The sequence below is a fragment of the Paenibacillus sp. An7 genome, assembly GCF_009870785.1.
Lineage (GTDB): Bacteria > Bacillota > Bacilli > Paenibacillales > Paenibacillaceae > Paenibacillus.
This window is the reverse complement of record NZ_WTWX01000019.1, coordinates 24,245-37,880: the sequence shown is the minus strand read 5'-3', so window position 1 is coordinate 37,880 and position 13,636 is coordinate 24,245. Positions and strand designations below refer to the sequence as shown.

The following is a 13,636-nucleotide window of genomic DNA, read 5'->3' as shown; positions in this document are numbered from 1 at the left end:
AGCTGCATATATTTCATATCATTTCTCTACAATCCGTACAGGGGGTTCATAAAAATCGCGAAATAATAGCCTTGGGTCCGGCGTAGGCATGCTCATTCCATAGACTGCTGTTGCCTGCTGATCCCATGTTAATTGATCATGCTCAAAGGCAGACGATTTAATGACAATCGGCAGTGTTGCTTTTTTACGCATTTCTTTTAACAAGGCTTGTCCCTTATCCGTGAAACCAAGAACCCGAATATAATGAGGGCCTTGGCGAAGAATGTCCGGTGTCATTCTCTCCTTCTCATGATGTAGAAGAATATGAGTCAGCATGCGCTGAAGTTTTGTTTTTGTATATCTTTTGGTTTTGACCGCTTCTAGGAGAGCATGGATGGAGAGCTCTGGAAGCTGAGGGATCATTTTAAGTAAACGATGCTCGAGGCCCTCAGTGACCTCTCCAAAGCGCGCTAGTTCTTCAGGACTCTTTGACACGAGCTGGGTAAAAAGCGCGTCACGATAGCGCTCCAGATCCACAGGAGCGCGTCCATTCTGCCATTCGCGCTGCAGAATGGCAAGTACCTCCGCCGGCACGTACGGTGCCGCGGCGGCAAGGCCGTCCTCGCCGAGCAGAAGCTGGCGCACGGCTGTTGCACTTGCGATGCTGCCGGTGCCCGGCATCGCATCATGGTACCCGGCGCCGGTACGTTGCGCCGTGAAGGGTCTTATCGCGCTGCCTAAACGGCGCAGCGCGATAAGATAGTGCAGCCCAAGTGTGTTATTGGGCTGCTTCAGCAAGGCCAGTGCCCCCGCAGGATCGCTGCCGGGGGCAAGAGCTGCCGCAGCCGCTGCATAGGCTGCGGGATAGCTTGCACCGCTGGCAAGCTGCTGCTGGAGGAGGGAAGCCAGAGCCTGCGGCTCACTGGCTAAGAGGTCCGCCAGCTCCACCAGCGGTGCAAGCTCACCCGATTCGCTGCCAAAGCAGAGCGAATCAACAACGCCTGTATGATGCAAGGTGGCCACCGCACCATAGGCAAACCATTCCGCCGGCTGTACTGCATAGGCAGCCGGCAGTTCAAGCACGAGATCGACGCCCAGCGTAAGCGCCATCTCCGTGCGTGCCCATTTGCTGACGATCGCGGGTTCGCCGCGCTGCAAAAAATGCCCGCTCATGACGGCAACCACTGCGCTTGACTGTGTGAGCTTTTTTGATTCTTCTAGATGATATACGTGACCGTTATGCATGGGGTTATATTCTACAATCAGTCCTACCGCGGAATTCACGATATTGTTCAACCTCCCGATTTGCTTAAGACCTGCTTTATTTGTTATCTTAGCTGATACGGTAACTGTTTTTACAAGAACAGCTTATCCTCAAGACAGGGTGTAAAGTTTAAAGTGTTGACAAACCTCTTTGAAAATCGTTATAATGATTTTTGTTTGTTAGACCCTTTTCTCAACATACTTATGTCTGTATTGCAACACACTAAGATAGTATACAGTAATAGGGCTGATTGAAAAAATGGTTTATCGTCTGGAGTGATTATAATGCAAATGTCATTTCGCAAGATGGCAGCAAGTACTGAACCTCTAAAGGTATCGGAACAACTTGATCTTAGTCATCTTATTCGAAACAACAAGGAAATCACAGCCGTATCTCCTTTGCAGGCAGAACTAACACTAACTGCATTACCGGGAGACGTTGTGGATGTTCAAGGTCCGTTAACGGCCGAAGTGGATATGCTCTGCTCTCGTTGTCTAGGTAACGTACATGAACATTTAGATATGAAATTCGCCGAACAGTTCAAACAAGGAACAGAGCCGGAAGATGCGGATGAAGAAGATGATACCTTGTATGTGGACGAGGATATCGTGAATCTTGATCCATTTATGGAAGAATATTTCTTGTTGCATCTACCGTTTGCGCCGCTGTGTAAGCCCGATTGTAAAGGGCTGTGTCCTACATGCGGTACCGACTTGAACCAAAGCAGTTGTGACTGCGACAATACTGTTGTGGATCCGCGGCTTGCTGGGCTTAAGGATTTCTTTAAATGATATTAATTACTTGGTGCATCGCTTAGCGTGCATGAGTAATTGATAGTAGATATTAATCATTCGGTGCACCGCTTAGCGTGCATGAATGATTGATAGTAGATATTAATTATTTAGTGCGTCACTTAGTGTATCGCCTAGCCTGCATGAATAATTAATGGTAATATTAGTTATTTGGTGCACCGCTTAGCGCGCATGAATAATTAATAGTTGATATCAATAACTAGTTGCATCACAATAGGAATGCATGGATTATTGAAAGTTTTTGCTGAATACATGACATCTGTGCTATTATGCAACAGTTGATTTTGATAAGGAGGTGGGAATTGTGGCAGTACCTCAACGGAGAACATCCAAAACTCGTCGTGACAAACGTCGTACTCACTTTAAATTGGCAGTGCCAGGTATGGTGAAATGTGAACAATGCGGAGAAATGAAGCTTGCTCATCACGTATGCAAAGTGTGCGGAACGTACAAATCTAGAGAGATCATCTCTCAATAATAGCTTTGCTGCGAAATAGTACTCTATCCTAGGATAGAGTACTATTTTTTTGTAAGTAATAAAGCAGTACTTTCTTTTTGTGTCAGCATCCTTTATACTAAGCTTTAGTACCAGGTTCTAACCTTGGTTAGTTTGTGATCTAGAAATGGTTTATAATCATTGCCTTTAGGTATGAGATACCTGATTGATGAATGAATAACAGAGAATATAATGTTTTGAAAATATAGATGGTTTGGCTATGCTTTACATAGACTAGACGCGGATTAGTTTCACATATACAAGGTGATGATTTAGCCTTGAGATTATAAATTTCGGAAGTAAGGGGGAGCTTGGTCATAGAACGCATACCGAAAAGACAAAGGCAACAGCAACTTGCACAGATGATTGAGGACAATCCTTTTATCACGGATCAAGAGTTAACCAGACTGCTTAAGGTAAGTATTCAAACGATTCGTCTTGATCGTATGGAACTTGGCATTCCAGAACTGCGTGAGCGGATGAAGCTGATGGCTGAAAGGTCATATGATCAAGTTCGCTCCCTTCCGTTACATGAAGTCATCGGAGATATTGTTGATCTTCAGCTTGATAAAAGTGGTATTTCCATTTTTGAAATTAAAGATGAACATGTATTCTCTAGAACGGGGATTGCGCGTGGACACTATGTGTTTGCGCAGGCCAATTCACTTGCTGTTGCGGTCATTAACGATGAGATCGCACTCACTGCCTCCGCAGATATTCGGTTTGTAAGACCGGTTCATTTAGGAGAAAAGTGTATTGCTAAGGCATATGTTCGTTCGATGCCGGAACAGAAGGGAAAGGCAAAAGTAGAAGTGTTCGCTTATGTCGGAGAGGAAATGGTGTTTCAAGGAAACTTCGTCATTTACCGATCTGCAAGACAAGATAGCGAAGAGGGAGGTAATCATCATGAGGATCGTCATTGATGCAATGGGAGGCGACAATGCACCAGCTGCAAGTGTAGAAGGTGCCCTTCTTGCTGCCAAGGAATGGAAAGATACCGAGATTGTACTTGTCGGAGACGAAACAGCAATTGCGCCTTATCTTGGGAATGAACGACCGGGGAACTTGACTGTTCAGCATGCATCGGAAGTGATTACGTCTGATGACGAACCTGTTAGAGCTGTTCGCCGCAAGAAAGACGCCTCGATGGTCGTGGCAGGACGCATGCTTCGTGAAGGCAGTGCTGATGCGATGATCTCAGCTGGCAATACAGGTGCACTAATGACAACAGGGTTGCTCGTAGTAGGCAGAATGCATGGGATTGAGAGACCTGCCCTTGCTCCTATGATTCCAACCATTGATGATAAAGGAATGCTTGCGCTTGATCTTGGTGCGAATATGGATGCGAAACCAGAACATCTTGCGCAGTACGCACTTATGGGTAGTATCTACCGTCAGAAAGTTCAAGGCATTGAGCGCCCGAGAGTGGGCCTTCTGAATGTGGGTACTGAACCTGGAAAAGGGAATGAACTGACGAAAGTTGCCTATCCTCTTTTGGAGAAGCTGCCGATTCATTTTATTGGAAATGTTGAAGCAAGAGATATTCTTATGGGAACATGTGATGTACTCGTCTGTGACGGTTTTGCAGGTAATATACTGCTGAAATCAGTAGAAGGCGCAGCGGGTGCTATTTTTGCTCTCTTGAAAGAACAGTTTACTTCTTCACTGAAGACAAAACTGGCAGCAGCAATGCTTATGCCGGAACTGCGCAGTCTAAAAGGAAAACTCGATTACAAAGAACATGGCGGTGCTCCTTTACTTGGACTTAGCCGTCTTGTTGTCAAAAGTCATGGTTCAGCAGATGCCAACGCAATTAAGAATGCTGTTCGGCAGGCTAGAATCGCGATTGAGAATCAGCTGGTTGAAAGTATATCTAAGGAAATTACAGGGAAGTGAGTGACATGATGAATACACATTTACGTCCAGTCGGTGTCATCGGCACAGGTAAATATGTACCTGAACGCATTTTGACAAATCAGGATATGGAAAAAATGATGGATACCAATGACGAATGGATCGTTTCTCGTACTGGGATTCGGGAACGTCATATTGCAGCACCTGAGCAAGCTACGTCTGATCTAGCTTTTGAAGCCGCGAAAGCAGCGGCTGCATCTGCAGGTATTAAGCATGAAGACATTGAACTTATCATTGTTGCAACGGTAACACCAGACAGTGCTTTTCCATCCACAGCTTGTATTCTGCAAGATAAACTTGGTGCAAAAGGTGCGGCAGCTTTTGATCTGTCCGCTGCGTGTTCCGGATTTGTATATGGTCTGGCAACGGCAACAAGTCTTATCCAAACAGGAATGTACAACAATGCACTTGTAATAGGTGCGGATTGCCTTTCGAGAATTACAGATTACACAGATCGTAACACAAGTGTTCTTTTTGGAGACGGTGCTGGAGCTGTAATCCTGGGTGAAGTACCGGAAGGCCGCGGATTTAAGTCGTTTGACCTTGGAGCTGAAGGAGCAGGCGGTCCGCTTCTGAACTTGCAAGCAGGTGGTTCTAGATTGCCAGCTTCAGAGGAGACGGTTGCGAATAAACAGCATTATATCTACATGAACGGAAGAGAAGTGTTTAAATTTGCGGTTCGTGTTATGGGAACAGCTACCATTGATGTACTAGCAAAAGCAGGACTTGGAAAAGAAGATGTAGATCTTTTCATTCCACATCAAGCTAATATTCGTATTATCCAATCTGCCATGCAGCGTCTTGAGCTTCCAGAGGAGAAGGTAGTTATTAATGTGGACAAGTATGCGAATACTTCTGCAGCATCCATACCTCTCGCACTCGTGGAAGCAGCGGAAGAAGGCCGAATGAAACCGGGCGATAAGGTACTGATGGTTGGTTTTGGCGGCGGATTGACATGGGGAGCTTCGGTTCTCGTTTGGTAATCTAGTGAAATGATTTCGTAATTATCATTTATTTATATTATTCTTTAACTCTAGTAATTGGACGAAAGGAGTTTTGAATCTAGTATGGGCAAAATTGCTTTTGTATTTCCAGGACAAGGTTCTCAGTCTGTAGGAATGGCAAAAGATGCATACGATCAGGTAGACGCATCCCAAGCTATTTTTAAACAAGCAGATGAAGCACTTGGATTTTCACTGAGCACGTTAGTGTTCGAAGGTCCAGATACGGATTTGAAACAAACAAAAAACACTCAGCCTGCACTATTGACAGCAAGTATTGCTCTTTATGAAGCATTAAGGGAAAAAGGCATTACCGCCGATTATATGGCAGGTCACAGCCTTGGTGAATATAGCGCGCTTGTTGCATCAGGCGTTATTTCGTTTCAAGATGCAGTATCCATTGTTCGTGCAAGAGGAACATTTATGGAGGAAGCAGTACCTGGAGGCCGTGGTGCCATGGCAGCAGTCCTTGGTGCAGAAAGGGAAGCTCTGGCTGAACTCTGTGCTGCAATTTCTTCGCAAGGGGAGGACTACTTGGTTGAACTAGCGAATCTTAATTCACCAGGACAAATTGTTGTCTCCGGCTTACAGGATGGTGTAAATGAAGTTGTTCAGCGTGTAAAAGAAGCAGGAGGAAAAAGAGCAATCCCTCTTGTTGTCAGCGGACCTTTTCACACCTCTCTGATGAAAGGTGCGGCAGAGAAGCTGCAAGAACGCTTAGCACAAGTTACACTGCACGATGCATCTGTTCCAGTGATTGCTAATGTAACTGCAGCACCAGTTACAGACGCAGAGAAGATTAAGGATCTTCTTGTCGAACAAGTTTATTCCTCTGTTAAATGGGAAGATACAATCGTATATCTTGTAGGACAAGGTGTGGATACATTTATCGAGATTGGCCCTGGTAATGTGTTAACAGGTCTAATTAAGAAAGTAGACAAGTCCTTGAAGCTTTATAATGTGAACAATTTGGAAAGCCTGAATGTATTGGCTGCTGAACTTTCTTAAACATCTAACTTCGATGATACTTGAGGAAAGGAGGTACACAAGAGATGTCTATATCACTCAAAGGTCAAGTTGCTCTTGTTACAGGTGCGTCTAGAGGGATTGGACGCAGTATCGCCCTTGCCTTAGCTGATGCGGGCTGTCATGTTGCTGTGAATTATGCAGGTAACGAGGCTGCTGCTGCCGAAGTGGTGAAGCTGATTGAAGCAAAAGGGGTTCAGGCGATCGCGGTGAAAGCGAATGTCGGAATTACCGCAGAAGCTGACCAAATGGTGAAGCAAGTCATCGAACAATGGGGAAAAATTGATATTCTGGTTAACAATGCGGGAATAACAAGGGATAACCTCATTATGCGAATGAAAGAGGAAGAATTCGACCAAGTTATTGAGACGAATCTGAAAGGCGTGTTCAATTGCCTAAAAGCGGTAACTCGCCCGATGATGAAACAACGATATGGCCGAATTATTAATATATCTTCTGTTGTCGGCGTGTTAGGGAATGCAGGTCAGGCCAATTATGTGGCTGCGAAAGCAGGGGTTATTGGTCTTACCAAATCTTCAAGCAGAGAACTAGCTTCTCGCGGTATTACGGTAAACTGTGTTGCACCTGGTTTTATTCAAACCGAAATGACACAGGAGTTATCTTCTGATATTGTAGAGGGCATGATGACAAATATTCCGCTTGGTAGATTGGGTCTGCCAGAGGAAATTGCTGGGGTCGTTACATTCCTTGCATCCGAGGCGGCTTCCTATATGACAGGGCAAACACTGCATGTTGATGGCGGAATGTATATGTAACCTACCTAATTCTTCTAGTCATAGAACCTTTCTATAGGGGCGCTATGAAGAGAGACATGTAGGGTCTATGGCATTTTACTAGTTATTCTCGTATAATACGAAAGAGGAGGTGAACCGGAAATGTCCGACGTATTGGAACGCGTAAAACGCATCGTAATTGATCGTTTAGGCGCTGATGAAGCTGAAGTAACGTTAGAAGCATCATTCAAAGATGATTTGGGTGCTGACTCTCTAGACGTTGTTGAATTGGTTATGGAACTCGAAGATGAGTTTGATATGGAGATCTCTGATGAAGATGCAGAGAAAATTACGACCGTAGGTGAAGTTGTAAACTACATACAATCACATACCTAAGTCACCCTGGAAGTCCCGCGCTTGCGCCTATCGCATAGGCGGGACTTCTTCTCCTAATTGCACCATAAGGCTTAAGGCCAACAAGAAGCCCATTTTATAGGTGTTTGTTATTAGACACATGTATAAAATGGGTTTCATTACATTAAAATCTGTTAACTAGTGTAACGCTCGCCGTTATGCAGTCGATATAGAGGTGAATTTGATTTGAGTCGTAGAGTTGTAGTGACAGGTATGGGTGTCATGACCCCAATCGGGAAAAATCTTGATGAATTATGGAACAGCTTGATGGAAGGCAAATCTGGAGTTTCCCTGGTGGAAGCTTTTGACGTGACCGACTATAATACCAAGATTGCTGCATCCATTAAAGATTTTAATCCCGAAGATTATATGGAGCGGAAAGATGCTCGTAAAATGGACCGTTTTGTCCAGTTCGCAGTTGCTGCCGGCTCGATGGCTTTGAATGATAGCGGACTTCAAATTGGTGAGAATATTGATGCTGAGGATATTGGAGTTTCTGTAGGCTCTGGTATTGGCGGTCTTGGAACTTGGGAAGATCAGCATAACATTCTTCTTGAAAAAGGACCCAAGCGAGTGAGCCCTTTCTTCATTCCGATGATGATTGCAAACATGGCTTCTGGACAATTGTCTATCTCCCTTGGTGCAAAAGGTCCGAATACAACACAAGTAACGGCATGTGCAACAGGAAGTCATTCCATTGGCGATTCTATGCGCATGATTCAGCGTGGTGACGCAGAAGCGATGATCTGCGGCGGTGCAGAAGCAACCATTCGTCCAACAGGGATGGCAGGGTTTAACTCGATGCGTGCGATGTCTACACGCAATGATGAGCCGGAAAAAGCAAGCCGTCCATTTGATATCGATCGTGATGGTTTTGTAATGGGTGAAGGAGCCGGAATTCTTATTTTGGAATCACTGGATCATGCTCTTGCTCGCGGTGCTCACATTTATGGTGAAGTGGTAGGATACGGTTTGTCAGCTGACGCAAAACATATGACAGATCCCGATCCAGACGGCGGTGCACGCAGCATGAAGATGGCGATGAAGGATGCCGGAATTCAGCCTGATGAGGTCGATTACATTAATGCACACGGAACATCAACCCCAGTTGGCGATAAATCCGAGACACAGGGAATCAAGATTGCGCTGGGAGACCATGCCTATAAGGTCGCTGTGAGTTCTACAAAATCAATGACAGGTCATATGCTTGGTGCTGCTGGCGGTGTAGAAGCGATCATTTGTGCACTAGCCTTGAAGAACCAAACGATTCCTCCAACGATTAACTTGGACAACCCGGATCCGGAATGTGATCTTGATTATGTACCAAATCATCCGCGTGAAGCGAATCTTAATTATGTGCTTTCCAATTCCTTTGGATTTGGCGGTCACAACGCAACTGTAATTCTTAAAAAATATGAATCATAAGGGGTCAGTTCGATTGAATGCAGATCTGAAACAATTAGAGCGCAAACTTCAAATCGAGTTTAACAACCGTCCGTTGTTAAAACAGGCCTTTACCCATGCTTCGTATGTGAATGAACATAGATTCAGTCACAGTCAGGATAACGAAAGACTTGAATTCCTAGGAGATGCTGTACTGGAACTTACGGTATCGGAGTTTTTGTATAATGAACATCCGAACCGTCCAGAAGGCGAATTGACAAAGATGAGGGCAGCTCTTGTACGAGAGCCCTCACTCGTCAAATTTGCTGAAGCATTGGATTTTGGCAAGTACGTTTTTTTGGGTAAAGGAGAAGAACTTACAGGGGGAAGAACCCGTCCAGCACTTCTAGCCGATGTATTTGAATCGTTTATTGGTGCCCTGTATCTGGATCAAGGTTTAGAAACGGTCAAGAAGTTTTTAGATAAACATATATTTGCCGGTCTTGTAATTGAAGGAGAACTCGCTCTTACCGATTTCAAGACAGAGCTTCAAGAACTTACGCAACATCATAATATGGGTGTACTTGAATATCGGATTGTGGAAGAGAGAGGACCTGCTCATGAGCGGGAGTTTGTCTCAGAGGTATATATGGGTAGCCAGAGACTCGGCCGAGGTTCGGGCCGATCGAAAAAGGAAGCAGAGCAAAAAGCAGCTCAGCTTGCACTAAACACATTGAAACTTCCTTAAAGATGGTTTTCTTATACGTGAACCTGAATTTTGACAAACGAAGAGCAAAGAGCAGCCCGCTTAAGTATGGAGTATCTTGCTGAACATGGGGGATGGACTGCTTTTTGCTCTTCTTTTTGTTGAATGAAGTTTGAATCAGCTTATAGAGGGATGGATGTAGCTTGATATGTGTTCCTTCTTAGGGAAGGCATGGACTTCATAGGATGTTTCACCTAAAATAAAGAACGGATGTACATACCCGTTTATGGACCGTGGTAAGGCATGGAGGTGTCAAGATAGATGTATTTAAAACGTATAGAGCTATCCGGCTTTAAATCGTTTGCTGATCGTACGGAGATGGAGTTTGTTCAGGGTATAACCTCAGTAGTTGGCCCGAACGGAAGCGGGAAGAGTAATATTTCTGACGGCATTCGCTGGGTACTGGGTGAACAGAGCGCTAAGTCCCTCCGCGGGGGCAAGATGGAAGATATTATATTTGCCGGAAGTGATACGCGAAAAGCAGTTAATTTTGCTGAAGTTTCTTTAACATTGGATAATGAAGATCAGGCACTTGCACTCGATTTTGGTGAAGTTACGGTAACTCGCCGTGTTCATCGAAGCGGGGATAGTGAGTATTTTATAAACAAACAACCATGCAGGTTGAAAGATATAACAGAGCTGTTTATGGATACAGGGATCGGGAAAGAAGCCTATTCCATTATCGGCCAAGGCCGTATAGAGGAAATTTTGAGTACACGTTCTGAAGACCGCCGCGGAATTTTTGAAGAGGCTTCAGGTATTGTGAAATACAAGTCTCGCAAAAAAGATGCAGTCCGCAAGCTGGATGATACGGAGCAGAATTTACTGCGTATTCACGATCTTGTGACAGAACTTGAAGATCAAATTGGTCCCCTCAGGGAACAGTCTCAAAAAGCACTTCATTATAAAGAATTGAAAAATGAACTTAAGGAAAAAGAACTTTCCTTGTACGTATATCAAATTGAACAAATTCATTCCTCGTGGAGTGAGGCTAATGAACGTCTAGTTTCACTCAAAGAAAAACAGATGGAATTATCGGCGATTGTATCCAATCACGATGCCATTCTTGAACAGGACCGTACAGAGCTTCGTGAAGTCGAAGAGGCGGTGGAACGTCTTCAAGGAGAACTGCTTCACTATAGTGAAGCGACAGAGAAAAGTGAAGGATATCGTGAGCTGCTAAAAGAGAGATTAAAAAACCTCTTAGCTAACAAAGAACAGTTGCTAAGCTCTCTGAGTGGAAGTGAAGAGCGTTATGTGGAACGTGAACAGGAGCTTGACAACTTCAGAGCCAAACTATCAACGCTTGAGCAAGAACTTGCTGAACTGCGCGAGACGTTATCTGCGGAGGAAGCAAAGCTTGTTGGTGTAACGGGCGGAATCAGTCAAGAACAAGAAGAAAGCCTAAAAGGTAACCTTCTCGAGCTGATGAATCAGATGGCGCAGGCCCGTAATGAGATTCGTTATGCGGATCAGCAGAAAGAATCAATTGAGCGTCGTTTAAACCGCGCTGATGAAGAATCAGATAAGTGGGAAGAAAAAAGAGATGAACTGCAAAAACGGAAGAGCCTGCTTGAGCAGAACATCCAAAAGTTACAGAAGGAAATCACTTCACTACGTACAGGATATATTTCAGAGAGTGAACGATATCATTCTCTTCAAAAACAGTATTCTGAAAGCCAGTCGACCATAAGAAAATGGGAACAGAAACGTGAAGCGCAGGTCTCAAGACGTGATACCATGAAGGAAATGCAGGATGATTTTGATGGTTTTATGACCGGTGTCAAAGAGGTGCTTAAAGCTTCTCGTAAAAACGTCTTGCAAGGGGTTCATGGTGCGGTCGCAGAACTCATCAAAGTACCGGAAAAAATCGAACTTGCTGTTGAAACGGCGATGGGAGCTTCACTACAGCATGTGGTCATGGAAAATGAAGCTGTATCCCGCCAAGCGATTGCTTTCCTAAAACAGCGTCAGCTTGGTAGAGCTACCTTCTTGCCGCTGGATGTGATACGTCCGAGAACGATTGGCGCAGCTGATCGTGCAGTCGCTCAGGCGTTAGATGGTTTTGTCGGGATCGGTGCAAATCTTGTTGAATATCATGCCAAGTATGAAGCCATTGTGGGCAGTTTACTCGGTAATGTCATCATTGCAGAACGCTTGGAGGATGCAAACCGTATTGCGGCGAAATGCCAGTATCGTTACCGTGTTGTTACTTTAGATGGAGACGTGGTTAATGCAGGCGGTTCGATGACGGGAGGAAGTCAGCACCGCAAAAATAGCAGCCTGCTGTCTCGTAAACGCCAGCTCGAGCAGCTGGACCTAGATATTCAGGAAACGGAGAATCAAATCAGCAAACTCCTGCGTGATCTGGAAGAGATCAAAGTACAAACGGATCAATGTCAGATTAGCCTGGACACCCTCCGTCAAAATGGAGATGACAAAAGGTCTGAGGAACAACAAGTATCTCTGGAGTTAAAGCAGCTCGAGCATGAATTGGGTCATGTCCTTACTCAGGTCGAAGCTGCGGGCCAAGAGAAAACAGGGTTTGCAGATGAAATAAAAGAACTAGAGCAGACACGCGCTAAAGCAGCTGAGAACTTATCTAAGCTGGAAGATGAGGAGAAAGCAACGCATCAGGCGATTCATGCGGCAGAATTCGCTCGTAAGGCGAATGAGTCTGCCAAGGAAGAACTTCAAAACTCGCTTACCATCTTAAAAGTGAAGGAAGGTAAGCTTGATCAGGAAAGATTCTCCCTTGAAGAGCAGGTACGCCGTCTTGAACGTGAGTATCAAAATGTGGATAAAGAACGATATCGCAATCGTACGCTGCTAGCATCGGTAGAAGCTGACCTCAAAACGAATGAAGAGGAAAGTATTAAGCAGACAGAAGCACTTAATCAGTACAAACTGAAAAAAGAGGAAGCTTCAAAAGAGCTTGATTTCAAACGTGCTTCTCGCAGTCAGCTCATCAAAAAGCTAGAACAGGAAGAGAATGAGACAAGAGAACAGCGTCAGAGTCTCAAGACTTGCGAAGATGAGCTGAGAACAACCGAAATTAGTGTCAATCGTTTGGATGTTGAGCTGGACAATATTTTGAAAAAGCTAAACGATGAGTACGAGCTTACGTATGAGCTGGCTAAACAGAGCTATGATATTCCTGAAGATGTCGAGGGAAGCAAGGCTGACGTACAGCAACTGAAACGAAATATCCAAGCGCTTGGTGAAGTGAATCTTGGTGCCATAGAGGAATATGAACGTGTGAATGAGCGTTATACCTTCCTTAGTGAACAGAAAGAGGATCTAACGCAGGCGAAGACGACACTTTATCAAGTTATCAAAGAGATGGATGATGAGATGTCGAAACGATTTAAAACGACGTTTGATGCAATTAAACGGGAATTTGGTACGGTATTCTCCAAGCTGTTTGGCGGGGGACGTGCAGATCTCGTCTTGATTGATCCGGATAAACTGCTGACTACAGGGATCGACATTGTCGCTCAGCCTCCGGGTAAAAAACTTCAAAATCTTCAGCTTCTATCTGGCGGGGAGCGCGCACTAACCGCGATGGCTTTATTGTTTGCTATTTTGCATGTGCGGCCTGTTCCTTGCTGCGTACTGGATGAAGTAGAAGCTGCACTAGACGAAGCGAACGTGGTTCGTTTTGCTCAGTACTTACGTGAGTTCTCTGAACAGACGCAGTTTATCGTCGTCACTCACAGGAAAGGTACGATGGAAGAAGCCGATGTTCTGTACGGGGTAACGATGGAAGAAGGCGGAGTATCGAAGCTTGTCTCTGTCAAATTAGAAGATGAAGAAGCGGTTATCGCATAACTACAGCACGTATTAT

12 protein-coding genes are annotated in these 13,636 nt (G+C 44.8%); 11 read left to right on the top strand and 1 reads right to left on the bottom strand.

What is annotated here, in order from left to right:
- Positions 1-18 precede the first annotated feature (18 nt).
- Positions 19-1,275, bottom strand: a complete 1,257-nt coding sequence (locus tag GQY27_RS17140; RefSeq protein WP_268893035.1) for a nucleotidyltransferase — start codon at positions 1,273-1,275, stop codon at positions 19-21.
- A 252-nt stretch (positions 1,276-1,527) separates the two neighbouring features.
- On the opposite strand from GQY27_RS17140, the gene GQY27_RS17135 reads away from it, so the two are divergent.
- From GQY27_RS17135 to smc, 11 genes are all read left to right on the top strand, one after another.
- Positions 1,528-2,034 carry a YceD family protein gene (locus tag GQY27_RS17135; protein ID WP_160036477.1) on the top strand — a complete coding sequence of 169 codons (507 nt, stop codon included), beginning with the start codon at positions 1,528-1,530 and terminating at the stop codon, positions 2,032-2,034.
- A 325-nt stretch (positions 2,035-2,359) separates the two neighbouring features.
- On the top strand, positions 2,360-2,533 hold the full coding sequence (gene rpmF / locus GQY27_RS17130) for a 50S ribosomal protein L32 (RefSeq protein ID WP_160036476.1): 174 nt from the start codon (positions 2,360-2,362) through the stop codon (positions 2,531-2,533).
- Positions 2,534-2,877: 344 nt separating this feature from the next.
- Positions 2,878-3,474 (top strand): transcription factor FapR, encoded by a 597-nt coding sequence (gene fapR / locus GQY27_RS17125; protein ID WP_201450751.1) that lies wholly within the window; start codon positions 2,878-2,880, stop codon positions 3,472-3,474.
- The gene (gene plsX, locus GQY27_RS17120; RefSeq protein WP_160036474.1) at positions 3,458-4,447 is read left to right on the top strand and encodes a phosphate acyltransferase PlsX; all 990 of its coding nucleotides are present in this window, start codon (positions 3,458-3,460) and stop codon (positions 4,445-4,447) included. The genes fapR and plsX overlap by 17 nt, the downstream gene beginning before the upstream one ends.
- A gap of 5 nt (positions 4,448-4,452) precedes the next feature.
- On the top strand, positions 4,453-5,448 hold the full coding sequence (locus tag GQY27_RS17115) for a beta-ketoacyl-ACP synthase III (protein ID WP_442950916.1): 996 nt from the start codon (positions 4,453-4,455) through the stop codon (positions 5,446-5,448).
- An 84-nt stretch (positions 5,449-5,532) separates the two neighbouring features.
- A complete protein-coding gene (gene fabD, locus GQY27_RS17110) occupies positions 5,533-6,474 on the top strand; it encodes an ACP S-malonyltransferase (RefSeq protein ID WP_160036473.1) in 942 nt (313 codons plus the stop codon).
- A 44-nt stretch (positions 6,475-6,518) separates the two neighbouring features.
- A complete protein-coding gene (gene fabG, locus GQY27_RS17105) occupies positions 6,519-7,268 on the top strand; it encodes a 3-oxoacyl-[acyl-carrier-protein] reductase (RefSeq protein WP_160036472.1) in 750 nt (249 codons plus the stop codon).
- A gap of 120 nt (positions 7,269-7,388) precedes the next feature.
- On the top strand, positions 7,389-7,622 hold the full coding sequence (gene acpP, locus GQY27_RS17100) for an acyl carrier protein (RefSeq protein WP_160036471.1): 234 nt from the start codon (positions 7,389-7,391) through the stop codon (positions 7,620-7,622).
- A gap of 204 nt (positions 7,623-7,826) precedes the next feature.
- Positions 7,827-9,065, top strand: coding sequence for a beta-ketoacyl-ACP synthase II (fabF, locus tag GQY27_RS17095; protein ID WP_160036470.1), 1,239 nt, complete (start codon positions 7,827-7,829; stop codon positions 9,063-9,065).
- A 13-nt stretch (positions 9,066-9,078) separates the two neighbouring features.
- A complete protein-coding gene (gene rnc, locus GQY27_RS17090) occupies positions 9,079-9,771 on the top strand; it encodes a ribonuclease III (protein WP_160036469.1) in 693 nt (230 codons plus the stop codon).
- Between the two features lie 279 nt (positions 9,772-10,050).
- Positions 10,051-13,620 carry a chromosome segregation protein SMC gene (smc, locus tag GQY27_RS17085; protein WP_160036468.1) on the top strand — a complete coding sequence of 1,190 codons (3,570 nt, stop codon included), beginning with the start codon at positions 10,051-10,053 and terminating at the stop codon, positions 13,618-13,620.
- Positions 13,621-13,636 lie beyond the last annotated feature (16 nt).